General features: G+C 70.4%; 23 protein-coding genes and 2 pseudogenes. 15 read left to right on the top strand and 10 right to left on the bottom strand.

Annotated elements, in window-relative coordinates:
- Nucleotides 1-469 precede the first annotated feature (469 nt).
- Complete coding sequence (locus tag ACLQ29_RS31985; RefSeq protein ID WP_425775104.1) at nucleotides 470-1,396, top strand: helix-turn-helix transcriptional regulator; 927 nt, start codon at nucleotides 470-472, stop codon at nucleotides 1,394-1,396.
- An 8-nt stretch (nucleotides 1,397-1,404) separates the two neighbouring features.
- On the opposite strand, the gene ACLQ29_RS31980 is transcribed toward ACLQ29_RS31985, so the two are convergent.
- The gene (locus ACLQ29_RS31980) at nucleotides 1,405-1,866 is read right to left on the bottom strand and encodes a GNAT family N-acetyltransferase (protein ID WP_425775103.1); all 462 of its coding nucleotides are present in this window, start codon (nucleotides 1,864-1,866) and stop codon (nucleotides 1,405-1,407) included.
- 33 nt (nucleotides 1,867-1,899) lie between these two features.
- Here ACLQ29_RS31980 and ACLQ29_RS31975 point away from each other — a divergent pair, with 33 nt between their 5' ends.
- Nucleotides 1,900-2,391, top strand: coding sequence for a YcxB family protein (locus ACLQ29_RS31975; protein ID WP_425775102.1), 492 nt, complete (start codon nucleotides 1,900-1,902; stop codon nucleotides 2,389-2,391).
- A gap of 36 nt (nucleotides 2,392-2,427) precedes the next feature.
- On the opposite strand, the gene ACLQ29_RS31970 is transcribed toward ACLQ29_RS31975, so the two are convergent.
- A complete protein-coding gene (locus ACLQ29_RS31970) occupies nucleotides 2,428-3,372 on the bottom strand; it encodes a GlxA family transcriptional regulator (RefSeq protein WP_425775101.1) in 945 nt (314 codons plus the stop codon).
- Between the two features lie 53 nt (nucleotides 3,373-3,425).
- On the opposite strand from ACLQ29_RS31970, the gene ACLQ29_RS31965 reads away from it, so the two are divergent.
- From ACLQ29_RS31965 to ACLQ29_RS31955, 3 genes and pseudogenes are all read left to right on the top strand, one after another.
- Nucleotides 3,426-4,013, top strand: coding sequence for a DJ-1/PfpI family protein (locus ACLQ29_RS31965; protein WP_425775100.1), 588 nt, complete (start codon nucleotides 3,426-3,428; stop codon nucleotides 4,011-4,013).
- Between the two features lie 12 nt (nucleotides 4,014-4,025).
- Nucleotides 4,026-4,619 carry a GNAT family N-acetyltransferase gene (locus ACLQ29_RS31960; protein WP_425775165.1) on the top strand — a complete coding sequence of 198 codons (594 nt, stop codon included), beginning with the start codon at nucleotides 4,026-4,028 and terminating at the stop codon, nucleotides 4,617-4,619.
- Nucleotides 4,620-4,725: 106 nt separating this feature from the next.
- A pseudogene (locus tag ACLQ29_RS31955) lies at nucleotides 4,726-4,917 on the top strand (Imm21 family immunity protein); the annotation flags it as partial.
- 117 nt (nucleotides 4,918-5,034) lie between these two features.
- Here ACLQ29_RS31955 and ACLQ29_RS31950 read toward each other — a convergent pair.
- Nucleotides 5,035-6,951, bottom strand: coding sequence for an EAL domain-containing protein (locus ACLQ29_RS31950; protein WP_425775099.1), 1,917 nt, complete (start codon nucleotides 6,949-6,951; stop codon nucleotides 5,035-5,037).
- Nucleotides 6,938-7,120 (bottom strand): annotated as a pseudogene (locus ACLQ29_RS31945) (RNA polymerase subunit sigma); the annotation flags it as partial. The gene ACLQ29_RS31950 and the pseudogene ACLQ29_RS31945, both read right to left, overlap by 14 nt.
- 398 nt (nucleotides 7,121-7,518) lie before the next feature.
- On the opposite strand from ACLQ29_RS31945, the gene ACLQ29_RS31940 reads away from it, so the two are divergent.
- From ACLQ29_RS31940 to ACLQ29_RS31930, 3 genes are read left to right on the top strand one after another with little or no spacing between them, the layout of a single operon-like run.
- Nucleotides 7,519-7,818: a hypothetical protein gene (locus ACLQ29_RS31940; RefSeq protein WP_425775098.1), complete on the top strand. Its 300-nt coding sequence runs from the start codon at nucleotides 7,519-7,521 to the stop codon at nucleotides 7,816-7,818.
- The gene (locus tag ACLQ29_RS31935) at nucleotides 7,815-8,345 is read left to right on the top strand and encodes a DUF6036 family nucleotidyltransferase (protein WP_425775097.1); all 531 of its coding nucleotides are present in this window, start codon (nucleotides 7,815-7,817) and stop codon (nucleotides 8,343-8,345) included. The genes ACLQ29_RS31940 and ACLQ29_RS31935 overlap by 4 nt, the downstream gene beginning before the upstream one ends.
- Before the next feature lie 9 nt (nucleotides 8,346-8,354).
- Nucleotides 8,355-8,786 (top strand): hypothetical protein, encoded by a 432-nt coding sequence (locus tag ACLQ29_RS31930; protein WP_425775096.1) that lies wholly within the window; start codon nucleotides 8,355-8,357, stop codon nucleotides 8,784-8,786.
- Here the strand turns inward: ACLQ29_RS31930 and ACLQ29_RS31925 are convergent.
- From ACLQ29_RS31925 to ACLQ29_RS31905, 5 genes are all read right to left on the bottom strand, one after another.
- On the bottom strand, nucleotides 8,669-9,856 hold the full coding sequence (locus tag ACLQ29_RS31925) for an NAD(P)/FAD-dependent oxidoreductase (RefSeq protein WP_425775095.1): 1,188 nt from the start codon (nucleotides 9,854-9,856) through the stop codon (nucleotides 8,669-8,671). The genes ACLQ29_RS31930 and ACLQ29_RS31925 overlap by 118 nt on opposite strands.
- Before the next feature lie 82 nt (nucleotides 9,857-9,938).
- Nucleotides 9,939-10,883, bottom strand: a complete 945-nt coding sequence (locus ACLQ29_RS31920) for an RNA polymerase sigma-70 factor (RefSeq protein WP_425775094.1) — start codon at nucleotides 10,881-10,883, stop codon at nucleotides 9,939-9,941.
- A gap of 10 nt (nucleotides 10,884-10,893) precedes the next feature.
- Nucleotides 10,894-12,129: an MFS transporter gene (locus ACLQ29_RS31915; RefSeq protein ID WP_425775093.1), complete on the bottom strand. Its 1,236-nt coding sequence runs from the start codon at nucleotides 12,127-12,129 to the stop codon at nucleotides 10,894-10,896.
- A gap of 74 nt (nucleotides 12,130-12,203) precedes the next feature.
- Entirely contained in the window at nucleotides 12,204-12,683 is a 480-nt protein-coding gene (locus tag ACLQ29_RS31910) for a hypothetical protein (protein WP_425775092.1), read from the bottom strand.
- A gap of 3 nt (nucleotides 12,684-12,686) precedes the next feature.
- Complete coding sequence (locus ACLQ29_RS31905; protein WP_425775091.1) at nucleotides 12,687-13,028, bottom strand: GNAT family N-acetyltransferase; 342 nt, start codon at nucleotides 13,026-13,028, stop codon at nucleotides 12,687-12,689.
- Nucleotides 13,029-13,042: 14 nt separating this feature from the next.
- Between ACLQ29_RS31905 and ACLQ29_RS31900 the strand changes: the two genes are divergently transcribed.
- From ACLQ29_RS31900 to ACLQ29_RS31880, 5 genes are all read left to right on the top strand, one after another.
- The gene (locus ACLQ29_RS31900; protein WP_425775090.1) at nucleotides 13,043-13,597 is read left to right on the top strand and encodes a Uma2 family endonuclease; all 555 of its coding nucleotides are present in this window, start codon (nucleotides 13,043-13,045) and stop codon (nucleotides 13,595-13,597) included.
- A 41-nt stretch (nucleotides 13,598-13,638) separates the two neighbouring features.
- Nucleotides 13,639-14,433 carry a class I SAM-dependent methyltransferase gene (locus tag ACLQ29_RS31895; RefSeq protein ID WP_425775089.1) on the top strand — a complete coding sequence of 265 codons (795 nt, stop codon included), beginning with the start codon at nucleotides 13,639-13,641 and terminating at the stop codon, nucleotides 14,431-14,433.
- Between the two features lie 287 nt (nucleotides 14,434-14,720).
- The gene (locus ACLQ29_RS31890) at nucleotides 14,721-14,990 is read left to right on the top strand and encodes a hypothetical protein (protein ID WP_425775088.1); all 270 of its coding nucleotides are present in this window, start codon (nucleotides 14,721-14,723) and stop codon (nucleotides 14,988-14,990) included.
- Nucleotides 14,990-16,027 carry a hypothetical protein gene (locus ACLQ29_RS31885; protein ID WP_425775087.1) on the top strand — a complete coding sequence of 346 codons (1,038 nt, stop codon included), beginning with the start codon at nucleotides 14,990-14,992 and terminating at the stop codon, nucleotides 16,025-16,027. Before ACLQ29_RS31890 ends, ACLQ29_RS31885 begins: the two co-directional genes overlap by 1 nt.
- A 69-nt stretch (nucleotides 16,028-16,096) precedes the next feature.
- Nucleotides 16,097-17,026 carry an LLM class F420-dependent oxidoreductase gene (locus ACLQ29_RS31880; protein WP_425775086.1) on the top strand — a complete coding sequence of 310 codons (930 nt, stop codon included), beginning with the start codon at nucleotides 16,097-16,099 and terminating at the stop codon, nucleotides 17,024-17,026.
- Between the two features lie 31 nt (nucleotides 17,027-17,057).
- Here the strand turns inward: ACLQ29_RS31880 and ACLQ29_RS31875 are convergent, their stop codons facing one another.
- Nucleotides 17,058-17,495 (bottom strand): hypothetical protein, encoded by a 438-nt coding sequence (locus ACLQ29_RS31875; protein ID WP_425775085.1) that lies wholly within the window; start codon nucleotides 17,493-17,495, stop codon nucleotides 17,058-17,060.
- Nucleotides 17,496-17,674: 179 nt separating this feature from the next.
- On the opposite strand from ACLQ29_RS31875, the gene ACLQ29_RS31870 reads away from it, so the two are divergent.
- Together ACLQ29_RS31870 and ACLQ29_RS31865 are read left to right on the top strand one after the other, a co-directional pair.
- Complete coding sequence (locus ACLQ29_RS31870) at nucleotides 17,675-18,367, top strand: hypothetical protein (protein ID WP_425775084.1); 693 nt, start codon at nucleotides 17,675-17,677, stop codon at nucleotides 18,365-18,367.
- Entirely contained in the window at nucleotides 18,364-19,647 is a 1,284-nt protein-coding gene (locus ACLQ29_RS31865) for an FAD-binding protein (RefSeq protein ID WP_425775083.1), read from the top strand. Before ACLQ29_RS31870 ends, ACLQ29_RS31865 begins: the two co-directional genes overlap by 4 nt.
- Nucleotides 19,648-19,811: the final 164 nt, after the last annotated feature.

Raw genomic sequence — 19,811 nt, 5'->3', positions numbered from 1 at the left:
AGTGGCTCGGACAGCAGAGGGTAGGGCTGTGTGAACAGGAATCGACGTTGCCGAGTGAAAGTCGGCAACCCGACAATTTTGTCCCGAGAAACGCGTAACCATATTGACACAATCACGCTGCTCATTCCGCAGACCGCCTCGGTCCAGCCCCGGGATGCGCAGCATCGGACTCGATTGTTGCGTGACAGCGAACCATCACGCGACCTGTCATTCGTGAAATGGCCAGCCAGATACGGGAACCGGATCGACTCGTCGACTCGGCATGTCGCAGTCCCGGTGGATGTCGCGGCCGTGGTCCGGAAGTCCCCGAGAAGCCGTTGCGAACCATCGAGTGGCGCGTTCAAACAGATCGGGCCGGATCGACGGCCGACGGAGGTGACGGCCCATGCCGTGGACGGGGAATCCTGACGGGCCCGAGCCTGTAACCCGAGAAATCGTCGAGACTGACGACCCAGAAGAAGCGCACCACGTGATCGCACTGAAGTACGGAGAACACCGCGTGCGGATCTCCGGTCCACCCGCTCGATTCCACTACCGGAGGGCGACGCTCTGCGTCGACGACCTGGAATTCGGTGAGACTCGATACACGATGCGCAACCGTTCCGAGTCGTTGCCCTATCGCGACTTCACGGCGGTGACGGTGGCGCACGGCCGGTACGCCGCCCGTACCGACGCCGAGGAGTTGCGCCTCGGCCCCGGCACGACAGGTCGGTACCCGGAGGTGGGTGCGGTCCACCTCATCGACGATCTGACGGCCGTCTTCGTCCGGCTGCCGATGCAACGGGTCGCGGCGGCCGCCTCGGTCCGCACCGGCCTGCCCATCGCGAACTTCCGGTTCACCGCGATGGCGCCCCTGTCCCCGGCGATGGCCCTGCTCTGGCAGTCGGTGACGGCGTTCGCCCGGCGACAACTCGCCGTCAACGCGGTGGGCGCCAGTCCGCTGGCCCGCGCCGGCCTGGTGGACATGGTGGCGACCACCGCCGTCGCGGTGTTCCCGAACACCACGATGACCATCAACTACCTGCCCGGACAGGCAGGTGTCGGCCGCGCGATCGTGCGCCGGGCCGCCGAGTTCATCGAGGCCCACGCCGCGGCGCCGTTGACCGTGGGCCGGATAGCCGAAGCCTGCGAGGTCAGCCAACGCGCGTTACAGGTGGCGTTCCAGCGTTACCACGGGCAGACCCCGATGGCGTTCCTGCGTGCCGTCCGATTACGCCAGGCGCACTGGGACCTGCAACACGCCAAGCCGGGGCAGACCGTGGCGGAGACGGCCCGGCGGTGGGGCTGGACCCATCCCGGGCGCTTCGCCCAGGCGTACCGCGAGGCGTACGGCTGCCACCCCTACGACACCCTCCGCGCGACGGGAGCATCGGTGCCGACGAGGCCGGGCCAGTGACGATGAGATCATCCTGCGGGCTCGACCAACCGGAGATCGACGAACGGAATCGTGTCACCGTCGAGCACGTACCTGTCGATCTCTACATAACCATGCCGCTCGGCGAACCGTAGGCCCTCCTCGTTGGAGGCCAGGACGACGGTCTCGATGACTCGGGCGCCGATCTCGTAGGCCGCAGTGAGTGCCTCGTCGTACAGCTGCCCACCGAAACCCCGTCGGCGGTGCTCCGGCAGCACGCGGACGATGACCGTCGCCGTCGCCTGGTCGTCCATCGGCGGCCGGACCGTCGAGCAGCCCACGAGGGTGTCGCCGTGATAGGTGACGTTCAGGCGGTTGCGGTCGGCACGTGCGCGGATCTCGTCGCCCGAGAGTGGGCTGGTCGGGATGATCAGGTTGTGGACGTACTGCCAGTCCGTGCAGACGGCGTCGTCGCCGTCGGGCCGTACCGCCTCGAAGCGAAGGTCACGCATCCGGACAGGCTAGTCGGGTACTATCGTTCTGGCGTGCGCATCCACTTCGACGTCCCCGCCGATCCCGACTACCCGGGCCGGGTGGCCGCCGCGCTCAGCCGTGTTCGCCTGCGCAGGTACGGCTTGATCGGCGCGGTGCTGGTGGCGGTGGGGGCGATAGGTCTCGCCGTCTCGCGCGGGTCCGACCGGGCCGACCAGTTCTCGCCGCTCTGGGTGGCGATGGTCGTGGCCGGCCTGCTGTCGATGCTGTATTCGCCGTGGGTGCGGTGGCGCGCCCGGCGCCGCTCCAGCGGCTACGCGGTCGAGGGCGCCTACGACATCACCGACGACAACATCATGATGCGCAGTGGCTCGCAGTCCAGCGGCATCGCCTGGGACGGAGTCGACGAGGTGAAGGACACTCCCGAGTTCTGGATCGTGTTCGTCGGTCGGATGCCGGCAACGGTCATCCCACGTCGCCTGATGTCCGCCGAGGACGACGAGACGCTGCGCGCCTACCTGGGCACCCGCGGCCTGCTCCAGTAGCTGCCCGGCCGAGCCACCAGGGAGCCCGCGGGTGGGTCAGGGAGTGAAGGCGCGGCGGTAGGCGGTGGGAGTGGTGGCGAAGGCTCGCCGGAAATGGGCGCGCAGGTTGGTCGCGGTGCCCAGCCCGGTCCGTCTGGCGACCTCGTCGATCGTGATGTCGTCGCTTTCGAGCAGCCCGCAGGCCGCGCGTAGTCGTTGCTCGGTCAGCCATGCCTGCGGGCTCAGCCCGAACCGGTGTCGAAAGTTGCGGTGCAACGTACGGGTGGACTGAAGGCCCTGCCGGGCAAGGTCCGCGACGGTGATCGGCAGGTGCAGGTTGGCGGTCGCCCAGCCGGTGACGGCGGCCATCTCCACGTCGTCCCCGCTCGTGTGGGCGGGGACGAACTGCGCTTGACCGCCCGCCCGGTGCAACGGTGTGACCATGAGACGGGCGCGCTCGATGGCCACGTGCTGGCCGTGGTCCCGGCCGACCAGATAGAGGCACAGGTCGAGGCCCGCGGCGAGGCCGGCGCTGGTCAGCACCTGTCCCTCGTCGACGTACAGCGCATTGGCGTCGACCGTGACCTCGGGATGCTCGCGGGCCAGCGCCTCGGCGTGCATCCAGTGGGTGGTCGCCCGCCGACCGTCGAGCAGGCCGGACTGGGCCAGTGCGAACGCGCCGGTGCAGATCGAGGCGATGCGGGCGCCACGCCGGTACGCGTCCCGCAGGGCGTCGAGCGCCTGAGCCGGCGCGGGTCCTCGCCGGAAACCGGGCACGATCACGGTGTCGGCGTCGGTGAGGGCGTCGATCGTGGCATCGACGGTCAGGCCCAGCCCGGCGGTGGTGGTGGGGACCGCGCCGCCGTCCGGCGAGCAGACGGTGGTCGCGTACCGGCCCTGGCCTTCGTGGCCGAAGACGTGTGTCGCGATGGTCAGGTCGAAGGCGACGACGGGTGGCAGGGCCAGCACGGCGACCCGGTGCGTGGCCGATTGCTTGTGCACAGTGGCGAGGATGCCACTCGCCGTCCACGACGGCAGGGCGGGATCCTCGTCGCATGCGGATAGAGATCGTGGTTTTCGACGGCTTCGACGAGTTGGACGTGTTCGGTCCCTTCGAGGTGCTGGCGATCGCCGGCTTCGAGGTCGAGCTGGTCGCGGTCGAGCGGCCGGGCCCGGTGGTGAGCATGCGGGGGGTCCACCTCCAGGTGCCCGCGGTGCTCGGTCGGCCCGACGGTGTGATCGTGCCGGGCGGAGGGTGGCTGAACCGGGCCGCTGCGGGTGCCTGGGCGCAGGCGCAGCACGGCGTACTCCCCGCCCGGCTGGCCGCGCTGGCCCCCTCGACCCGGTGGATGGCGTCGGTCTGCACCGGCGGTCTGTTGTTGGCGGCCGCCGGCCTGCTGGGCCAGCGGCAGGCGACCACCAACCGCAACGCGTACGAGGAGTTGCGCTCCTACGGCGTCGACGTCGTCGACGAGCGGGTCGTCGACGACGGGGATCGCATCACCGCGGGTGCGCTCACGGCCGGGCTGGATCTGGCCCTGTGGATCACGGAACGAGAGCGCGACGCGGCCACCGCCGACCGCGTCGCGGCCACCATCGAGTACGCGCGACCCGCGCCCGCCTGGCTCGCGCACGGGAGGTAGAAGCGGATGGGGATGTACGGCAGCGGATCGTCGGGTACCGATGCGGGTGTGGCCGAGCTGCGGAGTCCGCTCGAAGGCGTCCAGCAGTCCTTCCTGGCCGCGATGGCTGAGCTGCGCGAGGAGGGTCGTGGAGGCCCCGCCGACCCGACCGAGATCGGCCGGGAGATTCGTACCTTCGGAGCGTCCTGGTCATCGGCTGACGGCTTCGCCACCTACGTACGTTGGCTGCGCGACCAGACCCGCGAGGACGCGCCGCGACCGGAGGGCCACGTGCCGGCCACGAACCTGTGGTGGGTCGAGGACGACCAGTACCTCGGGCGCATCGCCGTTCGGCACCGGTTGACCCCGCAACTTCGCGAGGTGGGTGGGCACATCGGCTACGACGTTCGTCCGTCAGCGCGTCGCCGTGGGTACGCCACCGCGATGTTGCGTCTGGCGCTGCCGGTCGCTCGCCGCCTGGGCATCACGTCCGCCCTGGTGACGTGCGACATCCAGAACGTGGCATCGCGCAGAGTGATTCAGCGCAACGGCGGCGTGCTGGAGGACCGACGCGGCAGCAAGCTGCGCTTCTGGGTACCGACCGGGTGCGGCGACGCCGGTCCCTAGGATCCACGGTCGGCGGCAAAGATGTTCGTCGTCGACCGCCAGCCGACGATTACGGAGCAAACGGTGACGATCGAGGCATGGACGTGAGCGACCTCGCCGGTTCGTACGGTGGATCTACGCCCGTTCGGAGGCGGACGTCCTCCGTCTCGTTTCCCACGCGGCCGAGACCGCCGCCTGGAAGGACGCCGGTACATGGACGACCAGCGGGCCGGCGCGGTTGTTCGACGCCGCGTACGCCGGTGAGAGCTGGCGCACGGACCACACCTCACGGTCGACGTGCCCGCCAGCACCTACCTGATCCGTACCGCCTACGTCGATCCCGAGCGGGGGACGGCGCTGGTGCTCGTGCAGTTGGTTGAGCAGGCACCGCCGGCGTAGAGGCCGCGGCTCGAATCACCTGGCCGGTTCCAGGACTTCAGCCGATGGCTGTCTGGTGCGGCGGGAGTCGGAGTTCGAGTTCGATTGTTCGCACCTGTTGCTCCGCGTTCATCGCTATCGGCTCTGGCCTTCCGGTCTGGTAACCCTGGGCGAAGTCGACTCCGCAGCTCTTCAGAAGAGTCAGCGTCGATTCGTCTTGGACGTATTCGGCGGCGACCCGGATGCCAAGCGTGTGGCAGAGGTTTACCAGCGTCGACACGACGGCCTGGTCCGCCGGCGAACGGCAAAGATCGACTATGAACACCCCATCGATCTTGACCAAGTCGACCGGCAGGAACTTCAGGTGAACGAGGGCGCCGTATCCCGTACCGAAGTCGTCCAGTGCGAGTTGACAGCCAATCTGCCTGATGCCGGTAGCGAAAGCCAGGGCGCCGTTCCGATTCTCGATGAGGGTGGTCTCGGTGATTTCGAAGGTCAGACACTCGGGGTTGACCTTGTGCCGACGGATCGCCTCGGTGACGTACGTGAGCAGTCCGGGGTCGGCGAGGGACTTGCCAGAGATGTTGACTTGATAGTGGGAGGTCTGGGCCCCCCGGCCGATCAGTTCGAGGGCGTGGTCGATGACCCACTTGTCCACTGTGAGGATCTCGCCGACGCGCTCGGCCATCTCGAGGAAGGCCCACGGCGCCATGGGCTCACCGGCGTCGCTGCGAACCCGCAGCAGGATCTCGTGGCGAGTGACCTCGTTGAGGCCGAGGTCGACGATGGGCTGAGCGTAGAGGGCGAACCTGTTTGCCGACACGGCCTGCCGTACCCGGGCTCGGCAGCGGTCCACGCGATCCGCGTCCGTGACAGGCTGGTCGAGAACCGAGACGGGCTGGCCGTTGCGTCGCGCGTCGCGGGCGGCGTGCTCGCCGTCGAGGAGCAGGTCGAACCCGGTAGCAGCGGCGTCACTGGCGAAATGAACCAGTCCCGCGGACGTGCTCAGGCGCACCGTCCGTTGCTGAACGCTGAACAGGTGCCGTCGGAAGGTGTCGACGATCTTGGCAGCCAGGATCCCCGGATCAGAGGCGTGCTCCTCCTCTGCCGGTGTCACGAGCACGGCCCAGAGACCGGGGCCGACCAGCCCGCAGACCACCTCGTCGCCAACCATCGTGCGCAGGAGCCCTGCCACCTCTCCGGTCAGATGGTCATGATTCTCGTCGGTGATCGCGTCGGAAAGCCGGGTGGTGGGCTCGGTCGCCACGACGACAAGGGCTCCGCCGGTGGTACGGCGCGCCTGGTCGATCTCGTCGATGAGGTAACTGCGGGTCGGCAGGCGGGTCGTGCTGTCGACCGCCGCCAAGTCCGCACAGAGCATCCGGCTGCGGGTGGACAGTCGACTGCGTTCCTGCCGGGCCAACTCGAATGCCGTGGCGTCCTCCGCGGTGGCGATGATCCCCGTCGGTTCGCCGTCGGCGGTGAGAATTTCGATGTGGCAGTGCAGGTGACGGACACTGCCTCCGGGCTGTAACACTCGGAACGTGACCTCTTCCGGGCTACGCAGCTCCCACGCCCTTTCGACGACGTCGCGGACGAAGTCCACGTCCGCAGGGTGCACGAGGTCGGCAAGTATCCATGGAGTGGGACGTAGCGTTCCCGGCGGATGTCCCCACATCATCGACATCTCGTCGGACCAGACGAGCCGCGCGGACGCCTCGCCCCTACCGGTGCCGCACGACCAGGTGATCGTCCCGAGCTTCGCCAACTGCGCGGAGCGCGCGATCCTGGTCGCCTCGTCGACCTCTGTGGTCAGCGGGTCGACGACGTCGGTGTCGGAGATGATTTCGTAACCCTCGGCGATGGAGAGGTCGTACTGGCTCTGGACCGCCCGTGCGACGCGACGCGCGCGGGCGAGTTCCAACGGGCTGGGTGGTCTCGTCGCCGCGAGCTTCAGAATGTCATCGAGATCCACGACTGCCTCCTCCCGGGCGCCTGCGGCTGTCGTAACCAGCTTCCTGGGCCAGCTCACGTAGCCGCCGTTTCGCGGCGAGCTTGTACGAGCGGATGCTGCTCTCGGCCAACCCGAGGACGCGGGCGATGTCGTGATTGGTGAAGCCTGCGCGCTCCAGCTCGAACACCTCGACTCGACGGTTCTCGACGCCGAGTACGGCTGCCGCACTTCAAGATCGCCCAGTTTGCGATGATCAGCCCTCGAGTGCACTACTACGACGACACGGCGCAGAGCGGGAGCATCTACGTTGGCTACATCGGCCGGCATCTGCCGACTGGGCAGACCAACTGATCGTCCGCGCCGTCGTCCGCCCGGACGCCACCGCCACCGCAGGCGGCGGCTCTCCTGCCATGCCCGAGCCAGCTCACGGATTCCCGGTTTTCATAGCCCTTGGCTGGCCGTGGATCGGCCTTCCGATGCACTAGCGTCAGCGGTGTGAGAGAGCGTCCTGCGAGGTATGAGCCACTGACGGTGGAGCGCTTAGGTGCCCTGCTCGTCGGGGCCGACGAGACTCGTCGGTGGCGGTTGGTGGCGGAGTTCCTGGAGGAGTACCGATGGGAACCGCCCGAGATGCGCGCTGGTCTCCTGGAGGAGGAACCACCGCCTACCGGCGATGAGCACTGGGATGTATTCCTCGCAGCACTGACCGAGCATGTGGCGGCCAAGGACGGGCGCGGTGCGCCGCCGTGGGTCGAGACGAGGTCACTGCGACGATTCTGGTTTCCTTTCAACAGCCGTGCTGCCCGTGTTGACGCGGTGGTTCACGCGCCGGCGGCATTCCGCCGTCGTGGCGTGTACGTGTCCGCGCAGGAGTTGAACGTCGCATGAGCCTTGATGATCCACTGTTGGACCGTGCCACCATCGAGGATGCCTTTCGACGGCTCGGGGATCGGCTGGCGAAGCGGGGCGTGGTAGCGGATCTGTACATCTTTGGTGGGGCAGCGATGGCTCTGGCATACGACGCGCGACGCGCGACTCGTGACATCGATGCCGTCTTTCAGCCGCACGGCGTCGTGCTCGACGAGGCCCGAGCCGTCGCCGACGAACTTGGCCTGCCGAAATGGTGGCTCAACGAACAGGCGAGTGCCTATGTCGCCCCCGGCGGCGACGCGAAAGCTCCTCGCGTATTCGATCATCCGGGCCTGCGGGTCGCGGCGGCGTCGGCCGAGCACCTACTGGCTATGAAGGTCCTTGCTGCCCGTCGTCGGGACGCCGAGGACATTCGCTTTTTGGTCGATCATCTCAGGTTGACCAGCGCCGAGGAGGTTCTCGAGCTGTGCGCGGAGATCTTTCCCGAGGAGGAGGTCCCAGGCCGGGCAAGACTCGTTCTCGATGACGTTTTCGAAGGCCGGTAGCCACCTCAGTTGAGTACCTGCTCTGTTCGGGCGGCGAACCCGGGAGAGTTCGACGGCCTGGACGTCGAACTCGCCGGCGACCTGCTCACCATGACCGAGGTCGCGGCGATCCTCAGCGAGGTCACCGGCCGGGAGATCGCCGCGCCCGTGCTCACCCCGCAACAGGCGGTCGAGCGCGGCCTGCTCCCGGCCATGGTCAACACGGTCGAGCGGATCAACGAGAACGGAAGCCCCGCCCGCCCGGACATCGCCCGGGCGCTCGGCCTGCCCACCACCGATTTCCGCACCTGGGCCCGGCGCACGTTCTCCGGACAGTCACCCGGTCACGACGTCGTCGCGAGGGCCTCCGATCGGGTCGCGACGATGCGGTGGCGGCGTACCGGGTACAGGATCGGGCGGGAGACGCTCCACGCCGCGCCCGCGCAGACGACCTCCTTGTAGCGGGCCGCCAACGCGCCCCTGAGCAGGGCGGGCCGGGCCCGGTCGTCGGCGGTCACGTACTGGATGATGCCGTCGCGGCGGCCGAGGCTGATGCACTGGTTGAAGTAGCGCAGCGGGGCCTTCGGGATCTTCGTCCGACCGGTCAGCCGGGTGGCGATGGCGTCGGCGGCCTGCCAGGCCATCGGGGTCCCCGACGCGCAGGACATCCGCAGCGGTTTCCCGCCCGGTCCTTCGGCGAGCGCGGCGTCGCCGACGGCGTACACGTCGGGGTGGGACACCGAACGCATCGTGGCGTCGACGACGATCTGCCCGGTGTCCGCGACCGTCAACGTCGTGGCGGCGGCGACGGGGTGCACGGCGAAGCCGCCCGTCCAGACGGTCACGTCGGCCGGGATCACCCGGCCGTCGTCGGTGACCACGCCGGTGGCGTCGACCCGGGCGATGTCGGTGTGCTCGTGGACGGTGATGCCGAGCCGGTCGCAGACTCCGCGCAGGTGCTGCCGTGCCCTCTCGGTGAGCCAGTCGCCGAGGGCGCCCCGGGCGGCGAGCGCGACGTCAAGGTCGGGGCGGACCTCCGCGATCTCGGTGACCGCTTCGAGGCCGGTGAGACCGCCGCCGACGACGAGCACCGTCGCGCCGGCCGTGAGGTGGGCCAGGCGGTCGCGCAACCGCAGGGCCGACGGCCTGCCGGCGATGTCGTACGCGTGCTCCGCGACGCCGGGGACGCCGTGGTCCGCGCTGGTGCTGCCGAGGGCGTAGACGAGCGTGTCGTACGCGATCTCGTCGGCGCCGTCCTCGGCGGCGAGTGCGACGGTCCTGCGGTCGGTGTCGACGGCGGTGACCCGGGCCACCCGGACCTCGACTCCGGTGCCCGCGTAGACGTCGGCCAGCGGTCGACGCTTGAGGTGCTGCCCGGTGGCGAGTTGGTGCATGCGGACCCGCTCGACGAAGTCGTCCTCGGCGTTGACGATGGTGATCTGCGTGTCGTCGGGGTGCAGCCGCTTCGCGAGACGCCCGGCGGCGATGGCTCCGGCGTATCCGGCCCCGAGGACGACGATCCGGTGCTTCATGGTGGCACTCCTGTCTCGGTGAGGGTCGCTTCCTGAACCGGACAGCGACCCGATTCCTGACAGGAGTCGGCTGAGAGCTGGGTCACCAGACGCGCAGCAGTGGCTCCCCGTGCGCGGAGGTGGACCAGTGGCGGGTGGCGCGTACGAGCTTGTCGGGGTTGACCTGGATGTGCAGGGCCGCGACGCGGTCGGACGTCACCTTCAGCGACATGACCCCGACGACCTGTTCGTCGAGCACGACCACAAGCGCCGGAGCGCCGTTGACGACCTCGGCGTAGAGGGCGGGGCTGCCGCCCACGATGTCCCGCTTGGCGGTGCTGGGCGCGAACAGGCCCCGCAGGAACCTGGCCACCGCAGGCGCGCCGACGACGGGTGTGGTCCGCGCCGGGATCTTGCCGCCGCCGTCGCCGATGCTCGTCGCGTCGTCGGTGAGGAGGGTGACCAGCCGCTGCGTCTCGCCGTTGGCGGCCGCGGCGAGGAACTCCTCGACGATCCTGCGCGCGGTGGCGCTGTCGACCTCCGCGCGGGCGCGGTCACCGGCGACGTGTTGCTTGGCCCGTCGGTAGATCTGCTGACAGTTCGACTCGCTGACGCCGAGGATGTCGGCGATCTCCGCGTGCGCGTAGCCGAAGGCTTCGCGGAGCACGTACGCCACGCGCTCCTTGGCCGACAGCCGCTCCAACAGGGTGAGCACCGCCATCGAGACCGAATCGCGCTGCTCGGCGCTGTCGAGCGGGCCGAGCATCCGATCCCCGGCCAGCACCGGTTCGGGCAGCCAGGTGCCCACGTAGGTCTCGCGCCGGGCCCGCGCCGAAGTGAGTTGGTTGAGACACACGTTCGTGAGGGCCTTCGTCAGCCAGGCCTCGGGCGTCTCGACCCGCTGCCGGTCGGCGGCCTGCCAGCGCAGGAACGTGTCCTGGACCGCGTCCTCGGCGTCACTCGCCGAGCCCAGCAGCCGATAGGCGATCGCCTCCAGGCGAGCCCTGGCGCGTTCGAAGAGCTCGACCTCGTCCGGACTGAGCGGCATGGCTCGATAGTTAACCACGCCCGCGGGGCCGGTCGACCTCGCCGGCGGGAAACCGCGACCAGTGTGGGTGACCACGCTCGGGTGCCCGGCGAGACGTCGTCAGCGGGCGGTAGCGCGTGGCCGCCACCGCCGTCAGGCAGATCACGACGGCGGCGACGAGCGGTGGACGGCCGCCGAGGTGCACGGCCGCCGAGCCGAGGGGGATGGCCAGCACGAGTGGGCCGAACATCGCGGTGTTCGCCGTCGCGGAGACCCGGCCCAGCAGCGCCGACGGTGTGTGCGTCTGCACGGCCGTCACCGCCGCGACCAGGGTCCAGGGCAGGCCGACACCGGCGACCACCGCCCCGGCGACCGTGACCGGCCACCAGGGCAGGCCACGCGCCAGGCAACCGACAGCGAACAGCACGGTCCCGGCGACGCCGACAGCACCCGGACCCCGGCCGGCCAGGAGCCTGCCGACGAGCAGGCCGCCGATGATGGAACCGGCGCCCTGGGCGCCGGTCAGCACGCCCAGGAACGTCGTCGGGAGGCGGAGTTCGGTGGTCACGATCGTGTAGATCGCCGCGGTCGTGAAGCCGGCCATGGCGATCGACACGGCGGCGAGCACGACCGGCACACCCGTCGCCCGCTGTCCGAACAGGACCGACAAGCCGGTACGCAGGTCAGGGCGCCGCTGCGTCGGCTGGACCTGTGGCGTCCGGTTGAGGCGCACCGTCGCGTACAGGATGGCGACCAGGACCGGCATGGCCGCGCTGAGGACGACGACCGCGTGGCCACCGTGCCAGGCGTAGAGGCCCGCCCCGGCCAGGGGAGCGACGAGCTTCATGCCCTCCTGTGCGCTTGAGCGCCACCCGTTGACGTCGCCGAGCTGGGTGGGGGGCAGCGCGGACGGCAGCAGCGCCGTCTCACCCGCGTCGATGAGCACGTAGCTGACGCCGTAGACCGATGAGACGGCGAAGATGAGCCACGTCTGGCCGGGCCCGCGCACCGCGAAGAGGGCCAGCAGGGCGGCAGCCAACACGAGGTTGACCGCGATGACGAGCGGTCGTCGGGGTGCGGTGTCGAGCAGGCCGCCGAGCCACGGGCCGGCGAGCACCGGGGCGTACACGCACAGCCCGGTGAGGGCGGCGAGGCCGGTGGAGCCGGTCAGGTCCAGGGTCCAGATGCCGGCCACCAGGGACATGGCGCTGCTGCCGAAGCCGGACAGCAGGGAGATCGCCACGAACAGTCCAGCGTTGCGCCGCATGAGCCCTCCAGGTTGAGCCGGGACGACTCATCTTTCTGCCTTGAGGCGTGTCCGCGCAATGGTGGCGGCCTGCGTCAACGTGGCATTGACAACGCGGCGTCGATCTTCGCCGCGGCGGCTCGGGCGGGCGCCGGCAGCCGGTCGCCCGCTTCGGCGAGGTCGGCGACGAGGGGCTGGGCCAGCGCGTACAGCGACCCCGCAGTGGCGTCCAGGGCGGCGTCCACGGTGCTGCGCACGAGCGCCGCTCGACGGAAGCGTGCGTTCCACCGTCGGTCCGCGACGATCCATCGCTCGAGATCGGCCACGGCGGCCCGCAGCGCGGCGATCTGTGCCGGGTAGCGCAGGTCGCGGTGCTGCTGCCGGGACCTGCGCGCCGCCACCAGGCGCTGCCGGCGCTGCTCGGCGGCCTGCCGGCTGCCGAGACCCAACGCCCGCGCCACCTGCGCCCACGTCGCGCCGTCGTGCCGCGCGCGGTCGATCAGGTCCAGCTCCCGCTCGTCCAGGCGGGCACGGGCGACCTGGACGTCCGCCAACTGCGCCAGCTCCGACGTCATCTGTCAACGATACGTTGACAGCGGCGGCAGCGGTGCGCGCACCATGAACACGTCCACCGGTTCCTCGGCCACGAGCGTGAATCCGTGCCGCTCGTACAGCCGCCGGGCCGGACTGCCCCGCAACACGTTCAGCCGGACCAGGGTGCCGTCGCGGTCGCACCGGCGCAGCAGCTCGCGCAGCACGGCCGTGCCGATGCCGCTGCCCTGCACCTGCGGGGACAGGTAGAAGTGCTCCAACCAGCGGGCGTCGTCCGCCGGGCGCAGCGCCACGCAGCCGGCGAACGCGCCGCCCACCTCGACAACCCAGGTGTACGCCGACGTCGCGGAACCGAGCAGGGCGGTCAATTAGGATGAGGCTCATGAGCGCTGAGGCCGTCGGCATGCACATGCCCGCCATCGTGACGCTCGACGACGTGGCGGCGATGAACGCCGCCGACCCGAACGGCCACCGTTACGAGACCAGCCCCGAGGGGGTCCTGTCGGTCATGCCGCCCCCCGACTCGGACCACGCCATGATCGCCAGTCGCCTCTTCGCCTGGCTGATCATGGCTGGTTGGCCCGCCGAACAGGTGCTTCAGGCAGCCGGTCTGCGCATCTCCGGCCCGGATGGCGACGGCGGTCGCATTCCTGACCTCAGTGTGTGGCGCAAGCCGCCGATCCGCAGCGTCTGGGCCGCGGTCGACGACGTCGTACTCGTCGTGGAGATCGTCTCGCCGGGGTCGGAGGCGATGGACTCGGTGACGAAGGTCCGCGAGTACGCGTCGGCGGGGATCCCGCGGTACTGGGTGGTGGACCGGGACGGCGCGCAGACGGTCACCCTGCATCGGCTGGGCGGGGACGGCAGCTACGAGGAGCGGGCCCGGATGCCGTTGGCGTGGCTGCTGCAGACGGCGCCCACCGACCACCTCGACTGAAACTCGCCGCCCACCGGCAGCGCTCGTCGTATCGTTCCGGGATGACGCACCCGGTGTGGGCGGACGGTGACGCGTACGAGGCGTACGTCGGTCGGTGGAGTCGCCTCGTCGCGGCGGAGTTCCTGCGCGGGCTGGACGTGGCGGCCGGGCGGCAGTGGCTGGATGTCGGCAGCGGCACCGGCGTGCTGACCTCGACGATCCTCGCCGACACCGCACCCGCCCGGGTCACCGGCGTCGACCCCTCGGCGGGTTTCGTCGCGACCGCGCGGACCCGGATCGCCGACGCGCGGGCCACCTTCCACGTGGGCGACGCCCGCGCGCTGCCGGTGGGTGACCGCACCGCGGACGTGGTGGTGAGCGGGTTGACGCTCAACTTCGTGCCGGAGCCGGCGCGGGCGGTGGCGGAGTTCGCCCGGGTGGTCCGGCCGGCGGGGACGGTGGCCGCCTACATCTGGGACTACGCCGACGGCATGGCGATGATGCGGCACTTCTGGGCCGCCGCCGCGCAGCTCGATCCGGCCGCGGCGACGCTCGACGAGCAGAGCCGTGGCAGCGTGTGGCGGCCCGAGGCGTTGCGGGCGCTCTGGGAGGACGCCGGGCTGGGCGAGGTGTCGGTCCGGCCGGTCGACGTGCCGACGGTCTTCGCCGACTTCGCCGACTACTGGATGCCGTTCCTCGGTGGACAGGGCACGGCGCCGGGGTACGTCAGGACGTTTACCGAACCGGCCCGGGAGGCGCTGCGGCAGGCGCTGCTGGCCCGTCTTCCGGTCGAGCCGGACGGTTCGATCCACCTCGGCGCGCGAGCCTGGGCCGTGCGGGGTGTCACGGCGCAATAGCAACCGCGACTCACGTTTCCGCAGGTCAGTGGGGGTCTCTGTCGTGCACCGGACAAGACGGTAGGGCCTTCGACGGAGCACTGTTGGGGCAGGTGCCGACTCCGCTGGGGGCGCCCACAGCGGGTTCGTCCTCACCGGGACAAGGACGTCATCACCGCCGACGCCGCCGCGTGGCCGCGTCGCTTGGCCGGTGTTCCGCCTTCCCTCTCGCACCCGTGTGCGTCCCGTCGGTCCGGCGTCGCCCTGTGCGCCCGGACCCGGCGATCTATTTTCAGAGAGGCACCTCCATGGCCGCTCCCACCGTAACCGCAAGCCTGAACGCGTCGACCTTCCCGCCCGGCGCCCAGATGCTGCTGACCGTCACCTACTCCGACGCCGACACCAAGCCGTTGACCGTCACCATCGTGGTCACCGACGCGCAGGGCAACAGCAGCGCGCCCGTCAAGGTCACCGCGGTCATCGACCCGCTCACCCTGACCGTCACCGACAACTCCGGGCGTACCTGGACCCGGGTCTCCGACAACGGCTCGGTGGCCGTCTACCGGGCGGTGGCGTGATGCCCCGCGTCACCGTCCAGGTGCGCGACGCCGCCGGTAACACCGCGACGGTGAGCGTCGACTACACAGTCGGTGGCCAGCCGATACTCGGCGGCTACTACCTCTCCGGAGGCGCCGACCCCACCGCCGACATGGCCGGTGGCAACTTCCGCTCGCTGACCCAGTACCGCAGCTTCGCCGACGGCTACATCTTCCCCGGCTACAACCGGCCCTGGCTGATCACCCTGGGCCGGGCGGGGATCCAGATGAACATGGTCCTGGAGCTGAAGCACTACGGCGCCCCGGACGGCCCGCAGACCTTCACCGTGGACGGCACCACCTACACCGTGCCCGCGCCGTCGATGACGATCCAGCAGCGCCCCGGCACCACCTGGCCGAAGGCGTACGGGTACAGCCAGGTGGTCAGCGGTCAGTGCGACGGGTTGTTCGCCCGCGCTCTGTCGCAGTACCGGACGCTCGGCTTCGGCGTGAACATCCAACTCGCGTCCGAACTGGACACCGACCACGAGTTCGGCACCACCGAAGGCGGTGTCGGGTACACCTGGGCGCAGTCCGATGCCCGCGCGCTGCAGGCGCTCAACTACATGCTCACCTGGTTCAAGACGCGGACACTGCCCGGTGGCACGACCTTCTCGGTCGGGATCGGCGGTTTCGACCGGGCCTGCTTCCAGCGCATCCACCCGGAGTCGCTGATGACCCGGCTGGATTTCCTGCAGTGGAACGTCTACGGCACCAACGCCAGCCACACCGCGCTGGCCCGGTTCCGCCGCACCAAGGACTGGGCGGTGGCCGACCTCGGCCCGGTGGCGCTGTCCCGTCCGGTGCTCGTCGCCGAGTGGGGGGTGCGGGTGGCCGAGATACCCAACCAGGCCGCCTGGATCGCCACCGTGCCGGCGGCCATCGCCCAGCTCAACGCCGAGCGCGGACCGCTGTTCGCCCAGACGAACTACTTCAACTCCGGTTGGGGAACGCTGGTGCCGAAGGAGACCGGGCTGGCCGCGCTGCGATCGGCCTACTCCACCCCGCCGTACGCCTGAGTCCACGACCGGTGGCCCGGTCGGTGCGACCACCGACCGGGTCCCACCGGGAAACCCTATGCTCGGATCATGGAACTGCGGATCTTCACCGAACCTCAGCAGGGCGCCACCTACGACCAGTTGCTCGCTGTCGCCCGCTGCGCGGAGGACGCCGGCTACGGCGCGTTCTTCCGGTCCGACCACTACCTCAAGATGGGTGACGTGACCGGTGTGCCCGGCCCCACCGACGCGTGGACCACGCTTGCCGGCCTGGCCCGAGACACCAGTCGGATCCGGCTTGGCACGTTGATGACCGCGGCCACCTTCCGGCTGCCCGGCCCGCTGGCGATCACCGTGGCGCAGGTCGACCAGATGAGCGGCGGTCGCGTGGAGTTGGGCATCGGCACCGGCTGGTACGCCGAGGAGCACAGCGCGTACGGCATTCCGTTCCCGCCACTGGGCGAGCGGTTCGACAGGTTGGAGGAGCAGCTCGCGGTGATCACCGGGCTGTGGGCCACGCCGCCGGGGGAGCGGTACGAGTACGCCGGTCGCTACTACCCGGTCCGGGACTCACCCGCGCTGCCGAAGCCCGTGCAGCAGCCGCGCCCACCGATCCTGCTCGGCGGGATGGGCCCGAAGCGCACCCCCGCCCTGGCCGCCCGCTACGCCGACGAGTTCAACCTGCCGTTCGCCTCGGTGCCCGACACGGCGGCGCAGTTCGACCGGGTCCGCGCCGCGTGCGCGCAGATCGACCGGGACCCGGCCGAGCTGGTCTGGTCCAACGCTCTGGTGCTCTGCTGCGGGCGCGACGACGCCGAGGTGGCGCGTCGGGCCGCCGCGATCGGCCGCGATCCGGACGAGCTGCGGGCCAACGGCCTGGCCGGGACGCCCAGCGAGGTCGTGGACACCATCGGCCGGTACGCGGAGATCGGCAGCGAGCGGCTCTACCTCCAGGTGCTGGACCTCGGCGACCTGGCGCACCTCGAACTCGTCGCCAACGAGGTCATGGCGAAGCTCTGAGCCAACGGGCCGCCGTGGGTGCTGCCCGTGATCAGGCGCGGCGGTGGGCGCCCACGCCCGTCCCGGACGCGTGCGGGTCTCCCAGCACGGTGTCCAGCCGCCCGTCCCGATCACTGTCCACATAGGTGATGTCGGGTATCCCGTCGCCGTCGACGTCGATCTGGACGACGTCGGCGACGCCGTCGCCGTCGAGGTCGGTGACCACCTCCACCGAGCCGTCCAGGTGCCGGGTCACGATCGACTGTGGCCCGGCGCCGGGCGCGCGTGGCGCCGGGCCGGGTGCCGGCACCGGCGTCGGGGCCGGCGCGGGCGCCGGGGTGGGTCGGGGACCGGGAGTGGGTGCCGGATGGCTGGGCAACCCGCTTGCCGACGGCGCGATTGCCTGCTCGACGCCGCTGCCGGTCGGGTCCAGTTCCTCCTCGGAGGGGAACACGTCGCCCCGCGGGGCCGGATCACGGTAGCTGCTCATGGGCGTAGGGTTCCCCGGCGATGACGAGAACAACCGTGCCCGATCGACCGGTGTCCCCGGTGGGCGGTTTGGCGGAAGATGCTGGAACCGACGCGACGGTCATGAACGGGGGTCCGAGCGTGGAATTGCGCCGGAATCGGGGGGCCCGTGCGCTCGCTCTGGTGTGCGTACTCGGTGGAATGCTCCTGTTGGTCTATCCCAGCCACGGCGCACCGCTACGGATGATCATCGCGGGGGGCGCCGTCGCGCTCGGCGTGGTGGCGCTGGTCAGCGCGCTGCGACCGTTCCGGTTCGGGATCGGCGCCGAAGGGCTCACCATCCGACGGCCCGGCCTGCGTCGCGACATCCGGTGGGCCGACGTCGACGCGTTGGTCCTCGACGAGCCGCCCCGCCGCGACGGCTACCGGCGACCGCCGCGACTGCTGTTGGTGCCCGTGCCGGGGGTGCCGCTGGAGCCGGTGACCGCCCGCCACCCGCTCGACGGCCGCCCCGCCATCGAGTTGCTCGTCCTCGACCAGGTCCGCGAACAGCCCGATCAGGTGTCCGCCGCGCTCACGACATACGCCGGTGACCGTTTCGTCGACCTGCTGGCGCTTCGCCGAGCCGCCTTCGCCGACCCGGACCTGCCGGTAGGTCTGCGTGGCTACCAGATGGACCGGGTCGACAGGTTGATCCGCCGCGGCCAGGACGCCCTGCTGTCCGGGGACGCGTCGACCCGGCAGGCGGCCCGGGGTGAGATCGAACGTGCCAGCGCTGCGGGTCTGCCGATCGCCCAACGTGGCTACAACACGTTTCAGACGGATACGGTTCTGGACGCCCTCGTCGCCGCGTTGGCCGACCACCCGTCCACCGATCGGGAGACCGCTACATGATCGCGCACGGACCGCACGCCACTCCGATGACCGCGGCCGACGTCCCGCGCCGCAACTGGGCCGGCAACGTGCGGTACGCCGCTCGGGCGTTCCACCGACCGACCTCCACCGACGACCTGCGCCGACTGGTCGCCGGCAGCACCCGGATCCGGGCGGTGGGCAGCGGGCACTCCTTCAACCGCCTCGGCGACACCGACGGTGACCTGGTCACCCTCGCCGGGCTGCCCCCGGTGGTCGAGGTGGACCGCGAGCGCGGGCAGGTCACGGTAAGCGGGGCGATGCGCTACGGCGACCTCGCCCGACACCTGCACACCCAGGGGTACGCGCTGGCCAACCTCGCCTCGCTGCCCCACATCTCGGTGGCCGGCGCGGTGGCCACCGCCACCCACGGGTCCGGTCAGGCGCACGGCAACCTCGCCACCGCGGTCGCCGGTCTGGAGTTGGTCACCGCGGCCGGCGACCTGCTGCGGGTCGACCGCGAGACCGACGCCGACACGTTCGCCGGCATGGTGGTCGGTCTCGGCGCACTCGGCCTGGTCACCCGGGTCACCCTGGATTTGGTGCCGGCCTTCGAGCTGCGCCAGTACGTGTCGCTCGACCTCGACCGGGAGGCGTTGGACGAGGCGCTCGGCTCGGCGTACAGCGTGAGTGTCTTCACCGACTGGCGTACGCCCCGGCTGCGCGAGGTGTGGCGCAAGCAGGCGGCCGACCAGCCGCCGCCGCCGGCGCACTGGCTCGGCGCCACCGCCGCCGACCAGCCACGGCACCCGGTGCTCGGGATGCCGCCGGAGAACTGCACCCCGCAGCTCGGCGAACCGGGTCCGTGGCACGAGCGGCTGCCGCACTTCAAGCTCGGCTTCACCCCGAGCAGCGGCGACGAGTTGCAGTCCGAATACCACGTGCCGCGGACGGCGGCAGCCGACGTGCTCGCCGCGCTGGACGAGGTGGCGCACCTGATCGCTCCGGTGCTGCTGGTGTGCGAACTGCGAACGGTGGCCGCGGACGAGCTGTGGCTCAGCCCGAACTACCGGCGGGACAGCTTCGTCGTGCACTTCACCTGGATCGACGACACCGCGGCCGTGCTGCCGGTGGTGGCGGCCGTGGAGGCACGCCTGGCGCCGTTCGCGCCGCGCCCGCACTGGGGCAAGGTCTTCGTCACCGACCCGGCCGAGCTGGCCGACCGCTACCCGCGCCACGGCGACTTCGCCGCCCTGCTGCCCCACCTGGACCCCACCGGCAAATTCCGCACCGCCCTACTGGACCACCACTTCCCCCGCTAACCCCGATCCCCCCCCGCGCTGCCCCCACGGGCCGCCCCCGGCCCCCGCTGGCCTGCGTTGATCATGAGGTTATCGTCGCCTACCTCGGGGTGGTTTCTAGGCTTCAGTGCAACTGATCTTGGTTGTGGTGGAGGTGCTGGTGGCGAGTCCAGGTGCGGTGACGT

Source organism: Micromonospora sp. DT228 (assembly GCF_049841595.1).
Classification (GTDB): Bacteria; Actinomycetota; Actinomycetes; order Mycobacteriales; family Micromonosporaceae; genus Micromonospora.
The sequence above is the reverse complement of the archived record's forward strand: the minus strand, read 5'-3'. Positions and strand labels throughout refer to the sequence as shown.